The sequence below is a fragment of the Mucilaginibacter sp. OK283 genome (genome assembly GCF_900110415.1).
Taxonomy (GTDB): Bacteria; Bacteroidota; Bacteroidia; order Sphingobacteriales; family Sphingobacteriaceae; genus Mucilaginibacter.
This window is the reverse complement of record NZ_FODR01000010.1, coordinates 1-20,707: the sequence shown is the minus strand read 5'-3', so window position 1 is coordinate 20,707 and position 20,707 is coordinate 1. Positions and strand designations below refer to the sequence as shown.

Sequence of the window (20,707 nt, the reverse complement as noted above, 5' to 3'; positions counted from 1 at the left end):
AAGCTAATAATTATTACAGCAAAATCAACGTTAATAAAACCTTTGCTTTATACGCCCGGCACATGTGGTTTAAAACTAACATAAGTTAAAAGATGTTAAAAGCGCGCGCGACGTATAAAAGGAGCACCAAACACGTTATATATTAGCACCTAAATAAATAATTGACTGATTTACATTAATCACCTATCTTTGCAAAATGTTTAAAAAACAACTAACGTTATTCGCCTGTGTTTTAGCCCTGTTGATTATTACATTGGGAAGTTGTAAAAGCAAATACGAAAAGTTAAAAGCAAGTAACGATTACGCAAAAAAATACCAGGAGGCTATTAAATACTATAATAAACAGGAGTACGAAAAAGCGCTTGGTTTATTTGATGTGCTGGTTGAACGCTATCGTGGTCGCAGTGCTGCCGAAGACCTGTTTTATTACTATGCCTTCACCAACTATAAGCTAAAGGATTATACATCTGCAAGGTTTCATTTTAAAACATTTGCTGACACTTATCCATCGAGCCCAAGGGCCGAGGAATGCCGTTTCTTTTCGGCTTATTGCTACTACCTCGATTCGCCTACTTACTCGCTTGACCAGGAAAACACGTTAAAGGCTATTGAAACGTTACAATTGTTTATTAACCTTTACCCTAAAAGCGACCGTGTAACAGAGGCAAGCAAGCTGATACAAAACCTGCGCGATAAGCTGGAGCAAAAGGCTTATGAAAACGCCAAATTATATTTAACCATCAGCGATTATCAATCGGCGGTTATTGCCTTTAATAATGTGCTGCGCGATTACCCGGATACCAAATATGGTGAAGAGATTGAGTTCCTGATCATAAAGGCACAATATCAATACGCCAGCCATAGTTTTGAAGCCAGGCAGGAAGAACGTTTTGAACAGGCTGTAACTTATGCCGATCAGTTTACCGACAAGTTTCCTAAAAGCAAATATAACCACGAAGTTGCCGGGCTAAAAAAAGACAGTCAAATAGGTATAGTGGATGCCAAACGCGTAATGGCCGAAGCATTGGCAGATGATAAACTGGCAAAAAAACTGGCAAAAAAAGATACCATCAAAACGCAGCCACCATCAGAAAAGAATCAGAACCAGAGGATACCATAATTAAAAAAATTAAGATATGACAGCTAACAACACCAACAAACCAGCAGTAGCAAGCAGCACTGTAACCCGCGATTTACGCGAGCTGGACGTTAAAACGGATAACATATATGAGTCGCTTGTGATCATGTCTAAAAGGGCGAACCAGATATCAAATAATATTAAAGAAGAGTTACACCAAAAACTTTCTGAGTTTGCATCATCGAACGATAACCTGGAAGAAGTTTTTGAAAACCGCGAACAAATCGAAATCTCTAAATATTACGAAAAACTACCAAAACCATCATTGGTTGCCGTTCAGGAGTTTTTAGACGATAAGATTTACTACCGTAACCCGGCTAAAGAAGCGTAAGCTTCGTTAAGGCAAAATTCAAAAGTCAAAATTCAAAAGTGATCTGTATGGTTACTTTGGGTTTTGACTTTTGTTTTTTTAGCTATATTCACATGGTTATTTAAATTATCTTTTTTGAATTAGCCATATCGATGTCGTTGACTAAGTCATATTTTTTGACTTTTGAATTTTGAATTTTGAATTTAAAAAGTAAAAACATTATCCTGGGAGTTTGCGGCAGTATAGCTGCGTATAAATCGGCATTGCTGGTTAGGCTATTGGTTAAGGCCGGGGCAAGCGTGCAGGTGGTGATGACACCAGATGCTGTTAATTTTATAACACCGCTTACCCTTTCTACCCTATCTAAAAAGCCCGTACTGGTTGATTACTACAAAACCGAAACCGGCGAATGGAATAACCATGTGGAGCTTGGCCTATGGGCCGATATGGTCATTATAGCCCCTGCTACCGCAAATACCCTGGCAAAAATGGCCAACGGGTTTTGCGATAACTTGCTTACAGCCGTTTACCTATCTGCCAAATGCCCGGTGTACTTTGCCCCCGCTATGGACCTGGATATGTGGTTGCACCCGGCAACCCGCCAAAATGTTGCCAGGCTGCAATCATTTGGCAACATCATGATAGCTCCCGGCAGCGGTGAGCTGGCCAGCGGACTGTACGGCGAAGGGCGATTAGCCGAACCCGAAGAAATTGTGGATTTTTTGTCGTCGGCAATTAAAAAAAAACTCCTTTTAGCGGGGCATAAAATCATGGTAACCGCCGGTCCAACCTATGAAGCTATTGATCCGGTACGTTTTATAGGCAATCATTCATCTGGCAAAATGGGTTTCGCTATTGCCGATGAGCTGGCTGTAATGGGCGCCGATGTTATATTAATAAGCGGCCCAACAGCACAGGTTAGCAAACAAAAATCTGTTAAACGCATAAACGTTACATCGGCAGCCGAAATGCTGGATGCCTGTTTAACCAATTATAAAGATGCAAAAGTCTGCATCATGAGCGCAGCCGTTGCTGATTATACTCCAACCGAGGTAGCACCGCAAAAAATCAAAAAAAAGGATGCCACGCTTAATATCAGCCTGAAAACCACTACCGATATTTTAAAGACCCTTGGCGAACAGAAAGCTGATGGCCAGATCCTGGTTGGTTTTGCGCTGGAAACTAACGACGAGGAAACAAATGCAATAACCAAACTGCAAAAGAAGAATTTAGATTTTATTGTATTAAATTCGTTGAATGATGCCGGCGCCGGTTTTAAACAGGATACCAATAAAATTACCATTATTGACCGTAACCTGCAAAAAACAATCTTCGCACTAAAAAGCAAGGAGGCAGTGGCACATGATATTTGCCTTAAACTTGCACAACTTATAACCGGATGAAACAACTGGCCATTTACGCTATCCTGATTTTTTGGGGTTTCAGGTGCACCGCACAGGACCTGAATGCGCGGGTATCGGTAGTTTCGCCAAAAATACAGGTGAGCAATAAGCGGGTTTTCCAAACACTGGAAACGGCCATGAAAGATTTTTTAAATGGCCGTAAGTGGAGTGCCGACCCTATTTTGCCACAGGAGCGTATTGATTGTAATTTTGTATTGAACATTACAAACTGGGATGGCGGCAGCAACTTTAGCGGCGAATTGCAGGTACAATCATCAAGGCCTGTTTTCGGGTCGTCATACAGCACAACCCTGATTAATATTAACGACCGCGACGTTGATTTCACCTATAATGAAGGCCAGACAGTTGACTATAGCGATCAGAATTTTCAAAGTAACCTAAGTTCGGTAATGGCATTTTACGCCTACATTATTGTAGGGATGGATTATGATACCTTTTCGCGCTTTGGGGGCAGCCCATATTTTGCTGCAGCGCAAACAGTGGTAAACAACGCCCAAACCGGATCATACAAAGGCTGGAAAGCGTTTGACGGCAACACCAACCGTTATTGGTTATCCGAAAATTTAAACAACAAACTTTACGCCCAGCTACGCGGTTTTATGTACGATTACCACCGCAACGGCCTCGATTTAATGGCCGACAATGTGAATAAAGGGCGTAAAGCTATCTCTTCCTTTTTACCCACCCTGCAGCAGGTTGACAGGCAGCGCGTGGGCTCTATGTTCCCACTCATATTTTATACCGCCAAAAGCGATGAGCTGGTATCCCTATACAGCAAGGCCGATCCGCAGGAGCGCGTACAGGCCATGAACTTATTTTTACAAGCCGATCCGGCTAATGGGAATAAGTACCAGGCGCTGAAGTAGGAAAAAGAGTCAAGATCCAAGAATCAAGAGTTAAGACAAAAAGTTCTATGACCAATTATTCTTGCGACTCTGTTTTTTTGTCTCAAATCTCACATCTAATCTCTCACATCTAAATAATCGTGTTGCCTGCGGCCCGGGCTGTACGCTTATACTGCACGGGCATTACCCACGAGGCCGGTATTCGCTGCCATCCCTAACACATTTGTCTGAACCTGAATTTACAGAATTAAAGAATTAACAGAATAAATAAAGCGATATTCTGATAATTACAAAATTCTGTAAATTCTGATTCAGACAAAATCGCCTGTACATCAAAAAAGTCTTACTACTTGATACTTTTTTTTCACAAAACCCTTGCATATACGAAATCTATCGTAGATATTTGTACGAAGAAATTCGTATTAAACTAAAATGGATATAAAAGCAACAGAAAGCGAGCTGGAAATTTTACAGGTGATCTGGAGAATGGGACAATGTACCGTACGCGATGTACACGAAGAATTGGCCAAAACTAAAGATGCAGGCTATACTACTACCCTTAAATTAATGCAGATTATGCATGATAAAGGTATGGTTGAGCGCGATACCACCTCAAAAACACATTTATACAAAGCTTTATTCACACAAGAGCAGGCGCAAAGCAACGCTCTGGATAAAATATTGTCTACTGTGTTTAAAGGCTCCACATCCGATCTGGTGATACAGGCGCTTGGCCAGCACCGGGCTTCAAAGGATGAGATAGATGCCATTAAAAACTTTTTAAATCAGTTTGATCAGGATAAAAAATAAAACGTTATGGAAAGTGTGTTCTATAATATAAGCCAGGTTTTGGGTATCACTATTATCCACTCATTATGGCAGGGGTTATTGGTTTGGTTTGCTTTGCGCCTGTTACTAACCTGCGCACCGTCGCTATCAACCATAAAAAAACATAACACCGCTATGGTTGCCATGTTGGCTATTAGCGTGTGGTTTGTTTACACCTTTGTAAACCAGCTACAGGCGCATGTGTGGGTAAATTTGGCAGCTGCAAATGCCCCTACCCTGTTACCTGCGCTTAACCTGCCTTTGGTTAACATCCATTATACAGCGCAACATAACTATTACTATTATGCTATTGAGGGCTATTTGCCCTACATATCGGCCATCTACTTCATCGGGCTCACTTTTAATATTTTAAAAATGGGGCTCAACTGGCAAAAAATCAGCCATATTAAACGCACCATGATGCCATCTGATACCGTGCAGGTTTACGTGGATACCCTCTGCCGGCAAATGAACATTAAAAAGTACGTAAGCGTAAACATCAGTCGTTTTGTGGATGTGCCCTGCATGATTGGCTTTTTTAGCCCGATAATATTGCTGCCTATTTCGCTCACTACTTACTTATCTGCCGACGAGATAAAATCTATTTTATTACATGAGCTATCGCACATCAAACGTAACGATTACCTGCTCAACCTGTTGCAGCAGTTTATGAGCATATTGCTTTTCTTTAACCCCTTTGCCCAATTAATTAATAGGATAATAAACCAGGAACGCGAAAACCGGTGCGATGACCTGGTAGTACAAACCACTGCCCAGCCCTTAGTGTATGCGCATGCACTATTAAAACTGGAGCAAAAAAGGCAGGTAAACCTGCAAATGGCCCTTGCCGCCACCGGGAAAAAATATCATTTATTAAACAGAATTGAACGGATCATGAAAACCCAAAAACCAATAGGCAACATACGCCACCTTTTAGTGGCTGTTGCAATACTTACAGCAGGCATCAGCAGTATTGCCTGGCTTAACCCAACCATAGCCGATGGTAAAATAGCTATCAAAAAAGTAAAAATTACCTACCCAGCCGCATTAAAAGAATTACTAACCGATACTACCCGAAAAAAGGTTCTTAAAGCAAAAAAGGTTGTAGCCAATAAAACCGCCATCAGGAACAAAAGGCTTGCCGAAGAGCGTTACAATAACTTTGATGACAAAGAGTTGAACAGGCTAACTGCCGAAGTTGATAAGTACGCAAAACAGATTGATAAGTACTACAACAGCGCCGATTTTCAAAAACTGCAAAAGCTGATGGAAGAGAAAGGCGAAGCTATGGAGAAGTTTTACAACAACCCGGAGTTAAAGAAGATACAGGAAGAACAGGAAAAAATGGCCGAAGATTTTCAGAAAAACTGGGCCGAAACCGGTGAAACCACCAAGATGAGCGAGCAGATGGGCAAGCTGGGCGAAAAGGTTGGCGCCTACTATAACAGCGCCGAGTTTAAACGGATGAATGCCGAGCTCAGGAAAAAGTACGGCATAAAAGGCGAGTACCATGACGACCGGAAAGATGAGAACTACCGCAAATACCAGGATGAACTGCAAAGCAAAATATCGCCCGAGGTAAAAGAGCAAACCGAACAACTGAAAAAAATGGGCGAGGAAATGCGCGGTCATTATGACTCACCAGAATTTCGCAAAAAAAGCGAGGAGCTTAGGGTAATGAGCGATAGTTTGAGAAAAGCCTTCCGCAACCCGCAAATGGAAGAGCAAAAGCAGGAGATGAGAAAACTTGGCGAACAAATGCGTGGCTACCAGGATAATGCCGAAATGAAACAGGCAAAAGCACAATTACGTGAAGCCAGCAAAAAACTGCGCGAATATACCAACAGCCCCGAATTTAAAAAGCGCATAGCCGAAGCCAAAAAAGAGGCTTACCTAATGGGCGACGACAAAGAATAACTGAAGTCCGAAAGTCGGAAAGAGCTAATTCTGAATTGCATTTTTGACTTTCGGACTTGCGGACTTCCCGACTTGCGGACTTCCGACCAAAGATCAACACTAAATTATTTAGCAATAATTTATTAAATTTTATTTTAAAGAAGCTTAATGCTTAATTTAGTATCCTTAATAAAATTAAGGATACTTTTTTTATGCTTCAAAAGCTAACCATCAATAATTACGCGCTGATTGATAACCTGGAGATAAGTTTTGGCGAGGGCCTTAACATACTCACCGGCGAAACCGGCGCAGGTAAATCGATCATTTTGGGTGCACTATCGCTTATTTTGGGGCAGCGTGCCGAAAGCCGTTATTTTTTTAACCAGCAAAAAAAATGCGTTATCGAAGGTTCGTTTAAAATCAGCGGCTTTCACCTCAGCTCCTTTTTTGAAGAGAACGACCTGGATTATGAAGCAGAAACCGTTTTGCGCCGCGAGATATCTGCCGATGGCAAATCGCGTGCTTTTGTAAATGATACACCGGTGAATCTTACATCGCTTAAACAATTAGGCGAAAAGCTGATTGACATCCATTCGCAACACGCTACATTAGAGATTAACGACCCGGAATTTCAACTATTGGTGGTTGATTCGGTAGCCAAACACGATGATTTGCTGAACGACTACCGCACTAAATACCGCGCATTTAAAAAAGACACCGGCAAGCTTACCCAATTGATTGCCGAAAGCGATAAGGCCAAAGCCGACCTGGATTATTACCAGTTTCAGTTTGATGAACTTGAAAAAGTTAGCCTGGCTGCCGACGAGCAGGAGCCGCTTGAAAAAGAACTGTACGCCTTAAACAATGCCGAAGAAATAAAACGTAACCTGTACGGAGCCTATTACCTGGTACAGGAAAGCGAAACCGCCGCCCTGGCGCAACTGCGCGAGGCCGGACAGCAATTAGGCGCAATAGAAAAATTTGATGCACAGATTGAGGAATTGCACCAGCGATTGAACAGCACGATTATCGAACTGAAAGACATTGCCGCCGAAGTAGAAGGCATCGAACAAAAAACACATACCAACGATGCCAGGGTTGATGAAATTAACACCCGGCTTAGTTTGATATATAACCTGCAAAAAAAGCATCGGGTAAATAGTAACGCCGAACTATTGCAGATACAGGATGACCTATCGGAGAAAATACAACAGGCTTTATTTGGCGATGAAACCATCGAAAAATTGCAAAAACAACTTGCTGCCGATAAAGCTGAGCTTGAAAAACTGGCAGGCAAATTAACTGCAAACCGCCTGAAAGCCATCCCTGCCATCGAAAAACAGGTAATTGATACCCTTACCGAAATGGGGATGGGAAGCTCGGCGTTGAAGATTGAAAATATAGTCCGAAAGCCGGAAAGTCCGGAAGTCGGAAAGTCAAACCATCTTCCGGACTTGCGGACTTCCGGACTTGCGGACCATCTCACGAAAAACGGTGTCGACCAGGTACGGTTCCTTTTCTCAGCCAATAAAGGGCATGCTTTGGCCGAAATGAGTAAGGTAGCATCCGGTGGCGAGCTATCCAGGCTGATGCTGAGCATCAAATCTATCATTGCTAAATACACTGCGTTGCCAACCATTATTTTCGATGAGATCGATACCGGGGTGTCGGGCGAAGTAGCCAATAAAGTAGGAACTATTATGGAGCGCCTTGCCGATAATTTACAGGTGATAACCATTACCCACCTGCCGCAAATTGCCAGCAAGGGTAAAAACCATTACTTTGTTTATAAGGACGATAGCGCGGCAACTACCTATACCCGCATGAAACAACTGGATGCCCGGGAGCGCATATTGGAAATTGCCAAAATGCTGAGCGGTGATAAACCGGGCGAAAGCGCTTTGCAGAATGCCAGGGAACTACTTAGTAGTAATTAGCAAGTATCAGGTAGTAAGACCGGAAGTCTGGAAGCCTTTTAGTCCGACAGTCAAAAATTTTGATACTTACTACTTGAAGAAAAAATCTTGATACTTGATACTAACTACTTGATACTAATATTATAACTTTACGCCCAATTGTAAAAAATCAAAACATGGCTTATAATTTATTAAAAGGCAAAAAAGGCATCATATTTGGCGCCCTTAATGAGCAATCCATCGCCTGGAAGGTAGCGCAGCGCGCTGTACAGGAAGGTGCCGAAATTGTATTATCAAACGCTCCTATTGCTTTACGCATGGGCGAACTCAATAAACTTGCCGAAGAATGCAATGCTCCTATCATAGGTGCTGATGTTACCAGCAATGATGATATCAACAACCTGTTTACCAAAACAAAAGAACATTTTGGCGGCGGTGTTGATTTTATCCTGCACTCTATCGGCATGAGCATCAACGTGCGTAAAAACATTCCTTATCCAGAAAACAACTACGATTTTACCCATAAAGGTTTTGATATCTCGGCCTTAAGCCTGCACCGCATTTTACAGGCAGCCATGAAACACGATGCCATTAACGATTGGGGATCTGTAGTTGCTTTAAGTTACATAGCCGGCCAGCGCTATTTCCCCGGCTATAATGACATGGCCGATAACAAGGCCGTTTTAGAAAGCATTGCCCGTAACTTTGGTTACGAATACGGCGTAAGCAAAAAAGTACGCGTAAATACTATATCACAATCGCCAACCCGTACAACTGCAGGATCTGGGGTTAAAGGCTTTGATGGCTTTATTGAATTTGCCGAAAAAATGAGCCCGCTTGGCAATGCCGATGCCGACCAATGTGCTGATTATTGCATCACCCTGTTCAGCGATTTAACAAAAATGGTTACCATGCAAAATCTTTTTCATGACGGTGGCTTCTCCTTTACCGGTGTAACGCAAGCTGTTATAGATCAGATGGCGAAATAAAAAAATACTATTCAACAAAGAAGCCCCTATGCAAATGCAAAGGGGCTTCTTTATTTTACTGTTTAGGCTTTATTGTACCAAAACTATCTTAACATTAAGCTTTGGGGGCGCAACTGTTAATTTACTACCATCGGCATTCTGAGCGTCAATATACACGTGCCCTTTGGTATAAACAAACCTGTAGGTAATCCCGTCAAACACATCCGGAAGCTGCTCATAAGTTCCACTGTCATCCAGATAAACTAATACAGCTCCGTGATTGTCATAATAATTATCAATTTCGGGCATCGGGATATCTGAAGTATAAGCTCCGTTATTGCCTATTGTGCTATCAAAACTCCAACCGGTAGTTGATGTAAAAACAGTTGTTGCACCAGGGCCGATAATTGTTTCTTTTTTGCAGGATGTAGCTGCCAATATCACTGTGCAGCAAATTAAAGTCAAGATTTTTTTCATAATGTTTCGATTGTATATATTGTAAGAACAATATAATTTAAAAAGGTTTAACGGAATCTGAGATAATTTATTTCAAAAACAGCATTAACTATTCGGCAATATATTTTTCCAGCTGCGTTTTCCATAAATAATAACCATAAGGAGTAAGGTGAGTACCATCGGTAGTTGCAAGGGCGTTTAGTTTATTATCAACTAAAAAATAGTCATACATATCTATGTAAACCACATGGTTGGCTAAACAATAGTTTGCCACCCTGCGGTTATAGGCTTTTATCTTTTGGTTAAACTGGCTGTTCAAAGTAGGCAATACCGATTGTACATACAGTTTGGTTGCGGGCGAAGCGGCTTTAGCTACCGTATTCATTTCCACAAAGTTATTGTAAGCCTTATCCATATTTTTGCCATTGCGTACATCGTTTATCCCGGCTTCCAAAAATATTTTCGGTGGTTTGCGTACAATGATCCTTTTCAGGTTTTCCAGAATTTCATCAGTCTCCAATCCGGCAAAACCCATGTTTTTCAGATGCATATTACCAAAGCTGCTTCTCAATTCAAAGCCTTCGGTTAAGCTTGTACCTATAAATATAATTTCTTGGTTATCTCTTTGAGTGTTGAAAAGCGCATCCCATTTTTGCTTCTCAAACTGGTGGCGGCGCATGTAACCAAAATAAACTTTACGATCGATAAAATAGCCCGCCGTAATCACGTTCAGCATAACCGAAACCACAAACAGCCATTTATAGATAACCTTTTTATTTACCCGCATTACCAATTAAAACAATGAATTAACCCGCATTTATAGGCTATAAAGATACAATTAACCATCATCCACAGGCGGTATACGAGGCGTGAATAAAAGCATTTTGAAATAACTAAAATTTTAGTTTAATTTATCTATGCTAAAGACCCTTGCCTTGCTCTTGTTGCTGATACCCGGAGTTTGCCTGGCGCAAATAAAAATTACCGGCAAAGTAATTAATACTGCCGACCAAAAGCCAATTGCCAATGCCAGTGTGTTTTTAAACAACGCCATAGTTGGCGATAAAACTGCCGACGATGGCACATTTACGCTTTGCAATGTAAAACCCGGCCAGTATACATTCATTGTTACCGCCATTGGTTTCGAAACCCATAGCGTTACCCTGATGGCGGGTGCGGCCAATATTGTGCTCGCTGATATTTCGCTGGCTCCAAAAACAATCATGCTACAGGAAGTTAATATCCGGCCAGACCCAAACCGGCAGCGTAATTATGCCGATTTTAAACGCTTGTTCCTGGGCACTTCAGATAATGCCGCCCTTTGTAAAATCCTGAACCCCGATGTTGTGGACGTTGATTTCGACACCAAAATGATGATCCTGTCGGCCACCAGCAATGACGACTTTATCGAGGTTGAAAACAAGGCCCTGGGTTATTTGATAAAGTATAAGCTTTCGAAATTCAGTTATGATGCTAAAGGCTTTTTTTATTACGAAGGTATTTCAGTATTCGAGGAAATGAAAGGAAGCAAATCGCAGCTGCGCAAATGGGCAAAGCAGCGCCAGTCGGCATATCTTGGCTCATCTATGCATTTTTTACGTTCGGTTATCAGCGGTCAAACAGACAAAGAAGGTTTCCAGGTTTTGCGGCTTGTGCGCAAACCAAATCCCGATTATAAAGAAGGGCAGCTGGGCAATAACAATTATAAATATATCCAGTCGCTATACACCAAACCACCGCTGGGCCCGCCAGACTTTGCGCACCCTACCGATCAGCCCGGGTTATTTGCCATTGGCTTTACCGACTGCCTATATATCATCTACACCAAAAAACGTGAAGAAACTGACCTATCTGTTTATCATCCGCTCGAGATCCCAAACCACCCGGTCACTATATTAGCGTTTGAAGAGCCTTATGCATTCTTTGATAACAACGGCATCATCGCCAATCCGCACAGTATCGTATTTGAAGGGGATTGGGGCAAAAGCCGGATTGCGGAGTTGCTGCCGGTGGATTATGGTCCCGCTGTTACCAAATAAACCCGACATATGGTACGTATAGGCTATTTATAAAATAAAATTTATTGGTTAGCTTTATTCATGTTAAAACCTTTACTCTTATTACTTCTATCGCTCCCCACGGTGTGTTTCTCCCAATTTAAGATCACAGGAAAGGTTGTTGATAAACGTCACAAAAATCCAGTGGCAAACGCCAGGGTATTTTTGGATAAGGATACAACAAAATACAAAACAGATGCTGATGGGGCGTTTAGCATTACCAATGTTAAACCTGGCGAGTATGTACTGGTAGTAAGTTCATCAGACTATGAAACATACGCCAATACGTTGATTGTATATGACAATAATGTTGTAGTACCAGATATTAACCTGTTGCTTTTAGATGAACTGGATGTTGTTAACAACAAATACTACAAGGACCGCGAACGCGATCTTAGTATTTTTAAAGAGGTATTTTTGGGCCGTTCTGACAATGCAAAACAATGTACCATTTTAAACCCGGATGTTATTTTTGTAAAATATAACAAACTGTTAAAAAAAATCACCGCTTTTTCTGACGAAGATATTGAAATTGAAAACAAGGCCTTAGGATATCTTATAAAATATAAATTAGGTATCTTTTATTATAGGCCGGACGGATCGGCATATATCGATGGGACTTCTGCTTTTGAGGAACTTAAGGGTAGCGACTCTGACAAGAAAAGATGGAAAAAGCAACGCCAGACGGCATACTTTGGCTCATCGATGCATTTCTTCAGGTCGGTAGTTGGCAATCAGGTAGAAGAAGAGGGGTTTAAGGTGTTAAAATTAACCCGGAAGCCTAATCCGGACTATAATACGCCCGGCTATTATGGCCTGCCGTATATCCAGACATTATATAAGGACGAACCATTGCTAATAGACAGCCTTGTTCATAAAACAGATAAGATAGGGACATTTGCACTGAGCTATATTGATTGCTTATATATTATTTATACAAAAAAGCATGACCGTACAAACGTAAATGCAATTAATCTCCCGGCCTATGCTCCGCCATATGCAACCACTATAATTACCTTTAATGAACAATATGCATTTTTTGGCGTCAATGGGATAATAAATCCGCAAAGCATTGTTATCGAGGGCGCTTGGGCCGCAGCTGGCATAGCAACGGTTTTGCCTGCAAACTATTTTCCTTAAAATCATTCCGGTGTCATGTATCTATAAATAGAAGGATAGTATTTAGTCCCAAGTCTCCGGTTCTAAAGAAAAAACTCAGCTTTAGGCTTATGGCTTAGTACTTTTCACTTAACTGCCACCCAACAAAAAACCCCGTCTGCTTGCACAAACGGGGTTGTATTTTTAAATAAGAACTTGCTTATTTGGTTTCCTCTTCGGTTGGGGTTTTGCTTTCGCCTTTTTCGTCGATGATGGTGATCTGGCTGGTTTCTTTGTCGAAATCAACTTTCATGATATCACCCTCGCTCAATTCGCCTTTCAGGATCTCTTCCGCAATTGGGTCTTCCAAATATTTCTGGATGGCGCGTTTTAACGGACGTGCCCCAAATTGCGAATCGTAACCTTTTTCGGCGATGAATTCCTTAGCGGCTTCAGTCAGCTCAATTTTGTATCCCAGGCCATTTACACGGCTAAACAGGAATGCCAGTTCAATATCGATGATCTTGAAAATCTCCTCTTTACCTAATGAGTTAAACACGATAACATCGTCAATACGGTTCAAAAACTCAGGGGCGAAAGCACGTTTCAAAGCGTTTTCGATAACGCCTCTTGAATGCGTATCGGCCTGTAAGTTTTTAGCATTGGTACTGAAACCTACACCCTGCCCAAAGTCTTTCAACTGGCGGGCGCCGATGTTCGAGGTCATGATGATGATGGTGTTCCTAAAATCAACCTTACGGCCCAAGGAATCGGTTAGCTGGCCTTCATCCAATACCTGTAACAATATGTTGAATACATCCGGGTGAGCTTTTTCAATCTCATCCAGCAATACTACAGCGTATGGTTTACGGCGTACTTTTTCGGTCAGCTGTCCGCCTTCTTCGTAACCTACATAGCCCGGAGGCGCTCCTACCAAACGCGATACCGCGAATTTCTCCATGTACTCGCTCATATCAATTTGTATCAGCGCGTCTTCGGTATCAAACATAAAGCGGGCAAGCTCTTTGGCAAGCTCGGTTTTACCAACACCGGTGGGGCCCAGAAAAATAAATGAGCCAATTGGCTTTTTAGGATCTTTTAAGCCTGCACGGGTACGTTGTATGGCACGGGTTAGCTTTTTGATAGCATCGTCCTGGCCAATAATTTTGCTGGCAACAGTATCTGCCATGTTCAATAGCTTTTGGCTATCGGCCTGGCCTACCCTTTGTACAGGGATGCCGGTCATCATAGATACTACTTCGGCAACATTATCTTCGGTTACAGTGTAGCGTTTTGATTTGGTTTCGGCTTCCCAAACAGCTTTGGCCTGGTCAAGTTCGGCAATCAAATTCTTTTCGGTATCGCGTAGCTGGGCAGCTTCCTCGTATTTCTGGCTGCGTACAACCTTGTTTTTCTCGATTTTTATCTGCTCAATCTTTTGCTCAATATCCAGTATATTTTGTGGCACATGAATATTGGTTAAGTGAACACGCGAGCCCGACTCGTCTAAAGCATCGATAGCCTTATCCGGTAAAAACCTATCGGTAATATAACGGGTGGTTAGGTTAACGCAGGCATTGATAGCTTCGGGGGTGTATGTTACACCGTGATGCTCTTCGTATTTCTCTTTGATGCGGTTCAGGATCTCGATCGTTTCAACCGGGGTAGCTGGTTCAACCATTACCTTTTGGAAACGACGGTCTAAAGCGCCATCCTTTTCGATGTACTGGCGGTATTCATCTAACGTAGTTGCGCCAATGCATTGAATTTCGCCCCTTGCCAAAGCGGGTTTAAACATATTTGATGCATCAAGCGAGCCCGAGGCACCACCTGCACCAACTATAGTATGAATTTCATCAATAAATAAAATTACATCAGGAGATTTTTCCAGTTCGTTCATTACCGCCTTCATACGCTCTTCAAACTGGCCACGGTATTTTGTACCGGCAACCAACGAGGCTAAATCAAGCGTTACTACTCGTTTGTTAAACAATACACGCGATACTTTACGCTGTACAATGCGTAGTGCAAGGCCTTCGGCAATGGCCGATTTACCTACACCTGGCTCACCTATTAGTATAGGGTTGTTCTTTTTACGGCGCGACAGGATTTGCGATACGCGCTCAATCTCTTTTTCGCGCCCAACAATCGGGTCAAGTTTCCCATCTTCGGCGGCGCGGGTTAAATCGCGGCCAAAGTTGTCCAACACCGGTGTTTTTGATTTAATGTCAGATACCTTTTTAGGCTGGCTGAATGATTCTTCTTCTTTAAAGTCGTCATCGCCGCCGGTTGGTGATCCGGGCATTTCGTCAGTTACATCGTTTTTATGTGATTCCACTTCACCTTTAAACACCTCGTAGTTTACGTTAAACTGTACCAATATCTGCGATGCGATATTATCCTCATCGCGTAATATAGATAGCAGCAGGTGCTCGGTTCCAATTACATCACTTTTAAATATTTTGGCTTCCAGATAAGTAATTTTTAATACTTTTTCGGCTTGCTTGGTCAGGGGGATGCTGCCTATGTGTACATTGGTTCCAATGGTACCTTTAACGGCATCTTCCACAGCACGGCGAAGCTTTGCAGTATCAACGTTCAAACCTTTCAGCAATTTAATTGCTACGCCATCACCATCCCTGATGAGGCCCAGTAAAAGATGCTCTGTTCCTATATAGTCGTGCCCAAGGCGTAATGCCTCTTCTCTGCTGTATTGAATGACATCTTTAACCCTCGGCGAAAATTTAGCTTCCATATATACCTTTCAATTATTATGAACGCCGCAATCTATAAATTTTGTTTTTACAAACCCGACGCACGGTTTAACATTTATCAACAATATTGCCAACATTTAACACTTTGCAGAAACAGACATTGATATGATATGCAAGCTATTAAAGTTTGGGTTTAAACAATAATTTTTATCAAAAAATCCAACAATGACCTAATTTTTTTACAATATACGAACGGAACTTACCATTTTGATACAAAAAATTCAAAATAGTTTAAACATTTTGTTAATAAATTATAACGATAGCAACAAAACAGGCATTTCGTCATAACATATGCCATAAAGGCATTAACATAATATTTACGTTGTGTTCATCTATATGTACGCAAAAACAAGCAAAACAGTTGCCATTTTACTGTGTTAAACGCAATTAAATACTTACAAGTATGTATAAAGTAACATGGAGTTGCATTTGGCAGTAAATAATTTTTCTGCCACCGGTTTTTTAAGCGAATCCATCTATTTTACTCATATTTGTTGCGATATTCATTTATAGTGTGAGTATAGTTCTTAAATAGAGAGTTGTTATTGGCTGAGGAAAATCGGGGCGCAGGTTACAGGCAAGTATGCCGTAAACTAACCAAGGAAAGACTCACCCGGCGAGGCTACGCCCGCCACCCTCTCTTCACCTGCAGTGGAAAGAGGGGCTTGAAGAGTGCTGATCTCCTTACCCTCTTTGCGGCGAAGCCGGAGAGAGGGTCGACCGGCGAAGCCTGGTCGGGGTGAGTCGTCGTCTGCGTTCAAAACGACACTTTTTATTTTTAGAAATAGCTACTCACACCATAAAATGTTCATCAGCATTTCAAATCAATTATAATGGCAGACGAAAAGATCATTTTTTCAATGGCTGGGGTTAGCAAAGTTTATCCCCCGCAAAAAACAGTATTAAAAAACATTTACTTATCGTTTTTTTATGGCGCCAAAATCGGCGTTATAGGCTTAAATGGTTCGGGTAAATCATCCTTATTAAAAATTATTGCAGGCATTGATAAAACCAATATAGGCGAGGTTGTTTTTTCGCCGGGTTATACTGTAGGATACCTGAGCCAGGAGCCCGAGCTTGATCCGGAGAAAACCGTTCGCGAAATTGTGGAGGAAGGCGTTGCCGAGACCACGGCCTTATTAAAGGAATATGAAGAAATAAACGAAAAATTTGGACTGGAAGAATACTACAGCGATGCCGATAAAATGGATAAGCTGATGAACCGCCAGGGCGAGTTGCAGGACCAGATTGATGCCGTAAACGCCTGGGAACTGGATACCAAACTGGAACGCGCCATGGACGCCCTGCGCTGCCCAGAGCCGGATACCAAAATTTCGGTATTATCGGGAGGCGAACGCCGCCGCGTAGCTTTGTGCCGCCTTTTATTAAAGGAACCGGATGTGTTACTATTGGATGAGCCTACCAACCACCTGGATGCCGAATCGATAGATTGGCTGGAGCAACATTTACAACAATATAAAGGTACCGTTATAGCCGTAACGCACGACAGGTACTTTTTGGATAACGTTGCCGGCTGGATCCTGGAGCTTGACCGTGGAGAAGGAATCCCATGGAAGGGAAATTATTCCTCATGGCTGGATCAAAAAGCCAAGCGTTTGGCCCAGGAGGATAAAACCGAAAGCAAACGCCAGAAAACCCTGGAACGCGAACTGGAGTGGGTACGCATGGGGCCAAAAGGCCGCCACGCCAAATCAAAAGCGCGTTTAGGTAATTACGAAAAACTGGCATCTGAGGAAACTAAAGAGCGCGAGGATAAACTGGAGCTGTTTATTCCGCCAGGCCCGCGTTTAGGTAACATCGTAATTGAAGCTAATGGTGTAAGCAAGTCATATGGCGATAAATTATTGTTTGATAACCTCAGCTTCTCGCTGCCTCCTGCAGGTATAGTAGGCATCATAGGCCCCAATGGTGCGGGTAAAACCACCCTGTTCCGTTTAATTACCGGGCAGGACCAGCCGGATGCGGGCACCTTCCGTGTAGGTCCAACGGTTGCCTTAGGTTATGTTGACCAGATGCATGATGACCTTGACCCCAACAAATCAGTATGGGAAAACGTCACCGGCGGACTGGAAACTATCATGGTGGGCAACAAACCCTTAAACTCCCGTGCATACGTATCAAAATTCAACTTTAACGGCGCCGATCAGCAGAAAAAAGTGGGCGTATTATCGGGCGGCGAGCGTAACCGCGTGCACTTATCCATCACCCTAAAAAAAGGATCGAACGTGTTACTGCTGGATGAGCCTACCAATGATATTGATGTAAATACCTTACGTGCTTTGGAAGAGGCCCTTGAAAACTTTGGCGGCTGCGCCGTAGTGATCAGCCACGACCGCTGGTTCCTGGACAGAATTTGTACCCACATCCTGGCCTTTGAAGGCAACTCGCAGGTTTACTTCTTTGAAGGCAACTACTCCGACTACGAAGAAAACCGCAAGAAACGCTTAGGTGATGTTGCGCCGAAAAGGATTAAGTATAAGAAATTGACGGTGTAAACCGAAGCCCCCTCTAAACGGCAAAGCCATCATGAATCCATTATAAAAACAATTCACACATGAATAATCTCCCCCTGAAGGGGGAGACTTTTGAATTACTCCCCGCCATGTCATTGAGAGGCACGAAGCAATCGCGAACTGTGCGGATCAACTTGAAAGATTCGCAATTACCATAGACATCCCAGACTTACGAAGTTTTTAAAACTTCGTAAGTCTTTCCCATTCTGTCAACCTAAATCATAGATCGGCATGCCATACAATTATTCTCGGCCCGCTACTATATATCCACCACCCAAATCAAAAATTCCCGGTATTATCATACTGATTGCTCTTTTCATTGGTATAGCTGCGTTGGTAGCAGAAATCAGCTTATTCAGGCTCACGTTTATATCGCTGCCGCGCGCCTTGACTATATGGGCCGGATTTTCGACCGTAGCGTCTTTACTGCTTCTTCGCATATTTCAGAAATATTATCCGCCCACATCGTCTTTGTTTTTTTTGGCCATAGGTTATGGAATTGCATGCGCCGGGCTGCCACTTTACCTGTTTATGGCCGCAAACTATTATTTTGCCGATGCCAAAACCACAACACAAACGTATATTGTTATTGCGGCGGATAATGGTAGCCCTATCGGCAAGTGTGTTGAGCCTTACATCGAAATAGAACATAAAGGACTAAACAAGCAGATCATTTATCCCTGCGGCACTGTTGTTGATAAACAGAAATCTCTCACTTTAACCACAAGCGAAGGTTTCTTTGGATACGATATCATAAGAAATTAGCAACCGCTACGATCAGTACTTAAACGCGGTAAGGAAAATTATGCTACATAATTTTAATAGTTGTCCCCTTATAACCCACACTTCCGTTTAAATCACTCCCTTGAAAAATAACAGCATACCCGGCATTACTATCCGATGCGGCATTTTTTACCCTTACACTCAATTCCTTACACTACCTAAACAAAAAAATTCCTAACTTGCCGTTTTCTAATTTATAATACTTAAGGCCATGACAGAGACGCTGGACATCAAGATCACCAAGACCACGCATTCCCGTTTAGCAGAAACGGATTTTGACAACTTACCTTTCGGAAAAACATTTTCTGACCACATGTTTGTGGCCGATTATGCTGATGGTGAATGGAAAAACCTGCAGGTCATTCCCTACGGCGAAATTGGTTTGAGCCCGGCAATTTCGGCCTTACATTACGGCCAGTCATTTTTTGAAGGATTGAAAGCCTACAAACATGCTGATGGAAAGGTTACCATTTTCCGCCCCGACAAAAACGCTATCCGTTTTAACAAATCGGCAGAAAGGCTTTGTATGCCTACCCTGCCCGAAGAAATATTTTTACAAAGCATGGCCGCCGTGGTTGACCTTGACCGCGAGTGGGTTCCATCAAAACCAAACCATGCTTTATACATTCGCCCGTTCATGTTTGCAACAGATCCTTACCTGGGTGTAACACCATCGGCAACGTATAAATACATGGTAATTTGCGGGCCTGTTGGACCATATTTTTCAAAAACCCTGCGTGTAAAAATTGAAACCTATTATACCCGCGCCGCCGAAGGTGGTATGGGTTACGCAAAAGCAGCCGGCAATTACGGTAGCGCGATGTTACCTTCGCGCAAGGCGGCCGAAGAGGGCTTTGACCAACTGATATGGACAGATGCCAAAGAACATAAATACGTTGAAGAAATGGGTGCCGCAAACGCCATGTTTATGCTGGATGGCAAACTAGTAACCGCCGAAGCAAAAGACACCATTTTAGATGGCGTAACCCGCGATACGGTTATTGCATTGGCCAAAGAGTGGGGCATTGAGGTTGAAACCCGCAAAGTTTCGGTTGCCGAAATTATCGAAGGCGCCAAAACCGGCAAACTAACCGATGCTTTTGGTGCAGGCACTGCCGCAACTATCGCATCGGTAGGCTCTATCAGCGTTGATGGCGAGGAATATTTCCTGAGCGATCCAAAAACGCGCGAGTTTTCGCAAAAAGTATTGGCCACCCTTGATGCCATTAAATACGGCCGTGCCGAAGATACCCATGGCTGGAATTATTTGGTTGGGTAATCAGGATATTTTTAAATAGAAAAGGTGCTCTGATGGGCACCTTTTTTTGTTTGTTATAGTGTTATAACCACCTGTTACCACCCGTCATTGCGAGTATCCATCAGCTTCGGCTGGAAAAAACAGTAATGACATGGTTGCAAATGGGGTTATTCTGGGTACCATCAGATTTGCGCTTCCTTTTAAAAAGCGGTGGAAAAGTGCGATTCCCCTCTTGAGAGGGGCGGAGGGGTGTGTTATGCACGCGCAATGAAACGCGGAAAAACACACCCCTGCCAACGCACCTCCTACCGCGCCCCCTCTCGAGAGCATAGCCGTCAACTTAAGCACAGAAGCCCCAATAAACGCAGGACAACCATAATTTGAACAGAGCGTAGTTTGCCGTAAAGGCAAACTATGTATTT

The 20,707-nt window shown here is 42.7% G+C and carries 16 protein-coding genes; 13 read left to right on the top strand and 3 right to left on the bottom strand.

What is annotated here, in order from left to right:
• Positions 1-196: 196 nt before the first annotated feature.
• The 8 genes from BMX56_RS21070 (at position 197) to BMX56_RS21035 (ending at position 9,346) form a co-directional block, all read left to right on the top strand.
• Positions 197-1,120, top strand: a complete 924-nt coding sequence (locus BMX56_RS21070) for an outer membrane protein assembly factor BamD (protein ID WP_090651668.1) — start codon at positions 197-199, stop codon at positions 1,118-1,120.
• A 16-nt stretch (positions 1,121-1,136) separates the two neighbouring features.
• Complete coding sequence (locus tag BMX56_RS21065) at positions 1,137-1,469, top strand: DNA-directed RNA polymerase subunit omega (RefSeq protein ID WP_090651667.1); 333 nt, start codon at positions 1,137-1,139, stop codon at positions 1,467-1,469.
• A gap of 176 nt (positions 1,470-1,645) precedes the next feature.
• Positions 1,646-2,851: a bifunctional phosphopantothenoylcysteine decarboxylase/phosphopantothenate--cysteine ligase CoaBC gene (gene coaBC / locus BMX56_RS21060; RefSeq protein ID WP_090651666.1), complete on the top strand. Its 1,206-nt coding sequence runs from the start codon at positions 1,646-1,648 to the stop codon at positions 2,849-2,851.
• Positions 2,848-3,738: a type IX secretion system protein PorD gene (locus tag BMX56_RS21055; protein WP_090651665.1), complete on the top strand. Its 891-nt coding sequence runs from the start codon at positions 2,848-2,850 to the stop codon at positions 3,736-3,738. The genes coaBC and BMX56_RS21055 overlap by 4 nt, the downstream gene beginning before the upstream one ends.
• A gap of 411 nt (positions 3,739-4,149) precedes the next feature.
• Entirely contained in the window at positions 4,150-4,527 is a 378-nt protein-coding gene (locus BMX56_RS21050) for a BlaI/MecI/CopY family transcriptional regulator (RefSeq protein ID WP_090651664.1), read from the top strand.
• A gap of 6 nt (positions 4,528-4,533) precedes the next feature.
• Positions 4,534-6,462, top strand: coding sequence for a M56 family metallopeptidase (locus tag BMX56_RS21045; RefSeq protein WP_090651663.1), 1,929 nt, complete (start codon positions 4,534-4,536; stop codon positions 6,460-6,462).
• Positions 6,463-6,653: 191 nt separating this feature from the next.
• Positions 6,654-8,378: a DNA repair protein RecN gene (recN, locus tag BMX56_RS21040; protein ID WP_090651662.1), complete on the top strand. Its 1,725-nt coding sequence runs from the start codon at positions 6,654-6,656 to the stop codon at positions 8,376-8,378.
• Between the two features lie 155 nt (positions 8,379-8,533).
• Positions 8,534-9,346: an enoyl-ACP reductase FabI gene (locus tag BMX56_RS21035; protein ID WP_090651661.1), complete on the top strand. Its 813-nt coding sequence runs from the start codon at positions 8,534-8,536 to the stop codon at positions 9,344-9,346.
• A 69-nt stretch (positions 9,347-9,415) separates the two neighbouring features.
• On the opposite strand, the gene BMX56_RS21030 is transcribed toward BMX56_RS21035, so the two are convergent.
• Positions 9,416-9,802: a hypothetical protein gene (locus tag BMX56_RS21030; RefSeq protein WP_090651660.1), complete on the bottom strand. Its 387-nt coding sequence runs from the start codon at positions 9,800-9,802 to the stop codon at positions 9,416-9,418.
• Positions 9,803-9,890: 88 nt separating this feature from the next.
• Positions 9,891-10,568: a GDSL-type esterase/lipase family protein gene (locus tag BMX56_RS21025; protein ID WP_090651659.1), complete on the bottom strand. Its 678-nt coding sequence runs from the start codon at positions 10,566-10,568 to the stop codon at positions 9,891-9,893.
• A gap of 130 nt (positions 10,569-10,698) precedes the next feature.
• On the opposite strand from BMX56_RS21025, the gene BMX56_RS21020 reads away from it, so the two are divergent.
• Both BMX56_RS21020 and BMX56_RS21015 read left to right on the top strand, forming a co-directional pair.
• The gene (locus BMX56_RS21020; protein ID WP_090651658.1) at positions 10,699-11,820 is read left to right on the top strand and encodes a carboxypeptidase-like regulatory domain-containing protein; all 1,122 of its coding nucleotides are present in this window, start codon (positions 10,699-10,701) and stop codon (positions 11,818-11,820) included.
• A 60-nt stretch (positions 11,821-11,880) separates the two neighbouring features.
• Positions 11,881-12,978 (top strand): beta-sandwich domain-containing protein, encoded by a 1,098-nt coding sequence (locus BMX56_RS21015; protein ID WP_090651657.1) that lies wholly within the window; start codon positions 11,881-11,883, stop codon positions 12,976-12,978.
• A 178-nt stretch (positions 12,979-13,156) separates the two neighbouring features.
• Here BMX56_RS21015 and BMX56_RS21010 read toward each other — a convergent pair whose 3' ends face one another.
• Entirely contained in the window at positions 13,157-15,691 is a 2,535-nt protein-coding gene (locus tag BMX56_RS21010; RefSeq protein WP_090651656.1) for an ATP-dependent Clp protease ATP-binding subunit, read from the bottom strand.
• A gap of 852 nt (positions 15,692-16,543) precedes the next feature.
• Between BMX56_RS21010 and ettA the strand changes: the two genes are divergently transcribed.
• From ettA to BMX56_RS20995, 3 genes are all read left to right on the top strand, one after another.
• On the top strand, positions 16,544-18,226 hold the full coding sequence (gene ettA / locus BMX56_RS21005) for an energy-dependent translational throttle protein EttA (RefSeq protein ID WP_090651655.1): 1,683 nt from the start codon (positions 16,544-16,546) through the stop codon (positions 18,224-18,226).
• A 249-nt stretch (positions 18,227-18,475) separates the two neighbouring features.
• On the top strand, positions 18,476-19,009 hold the full coding sequence (locus BMX56_RS21000; RefSeq protein ID WP_090651654.1) for an NfeD family protein: 534 nt from the start codon (positions 18,476-18,478) through the stop codon (positions 19,007-19,009).
• Positions 19,010-19,238: 229 nt separating this feature from the next.
• Positions 19,239-20,306, top strand: a complete 1,068-nt coding sequence (locus BMX56_RS20995) for a branched-chain amino acid aminotransferase (RefSeq protein ID WP_090651653.1) — start codon at positions 19,239-19,241, stop codon at positions 20,304-20,306.
• Positions 20,307-20,707 lie beyond the last annotated feature (401 nt).

What these genes read in the sequence shown, in the direction of transcription:
- BMX56_RS21015 (WP_090651657.1), top strand. Translation starts at nt 11,881, where the DNA reads ATGTTAAAACCTTTACTCTTATTACTTCTATCGCTCCCCACGGTGTGT.
- ettA (WP_090651655.1), top strand. Translation starts at nt 16,544, where the DNA reads ATGGCAGACGAAAAGATCATTTTTTCAATGGCTGGGGTTAGCAAAGTT.
- BMX56_RS21045 (WP_090651663.1), top strand. Translation starts at nt 4,534, where the DNA reads ATGGAAAGTGTGTTCTATAATATAAGCCAGGTTTTGGGTATCACTATT.
- BMX56_RS21000 (WP_090651654.1), top strand. Translation starts at nt 18,476, where the DNA reads ATGCCATACAATTATTCTCGGCCCGCTACTATATATCCACCACCCAAA.
- BMX56_RS21070 (WP_090651668.1), top strand. Translation starts at nt 197, where the DNA reads ATGTTTAAAAAACAACTAACGTTATTCGCCTGTGTTTTAGCCCTGTTG.
- BMX56_RS21055 (WP_090651665.1), top strand. Translation starts at nt 2,848, where the DNA reads ATGAAACAACTGGCCATTTACGCTATCCTGATTTTTTGGGGTTTCAGG.
- BMX56_RS20995 (WP_090651653.1), top strand. Translation starts at nt 19,239, where the DNA reads ATGACAGAGACGCTGGACATCAAGATCACCAAGACCACGCATTCCCGT.
- BMX56_RS21035 (WP_090651661.1), top strand. Translation starts at nt 8,534, where the DNA reads ATGGCTTATAATTTATTAAAAGGCAAAAAAGGCATCATATTTGGCGCC.
- BMX56_RS21010 (WP_090651656.1), bottom strand. Translation starts at nt 15,691, where the DNA reads ATGGAAGCTAAATTTTCGCCGAGGGTTAAAGATGTCATTCAATACAGC.
- BMX56_RS21020 (WP_090651658.1), top strand. Translation starts at nt 10,699, where the DNA reads ATGCTAAAGACCCTTGCCTTGCTCTTGTTGCTGATACCCGGAGTTTGC.
- BMX56_RS21030 (WP_090651660.1), bottom strand. Translation starts at nt 9,802, where the DNA reads ATGAAAAAAATCTTGACTTTAATTTGCTGCACAGTGATATTGGCAGCT.
- BMX56_RS21050 (WP_090651664.1), top strand. Translation starts at nt 4,150, where the DNA reads ATGGATATAAAAGCAACAGAAAGCGAGCTGGAAATTTTACAGGTGATC.
- BMX56_RS21025 (WP_090651659.1), bottom strand. Translation starts at nt 10,568, where the DNA reads ATGCGGGTAAATAAAAAGGTTATCTATAAATGGCTGTTTGTGGTTTCG.
- recN (WP_090651662.1), top strand. Translation starts at nt 6,654, where the DNA reads ATGCTTCAAAAGCTAACCATCAATAATTACGCGCTGATTGATAACCTG.
- BMX56_RS21065 (WP_090651667.1), top strand. Translation starts at nt 1,137, where the DNA reads ATGACAGCTAACAACACCAACAAACCAGCAGTAGCAAGCAGCACTGTA.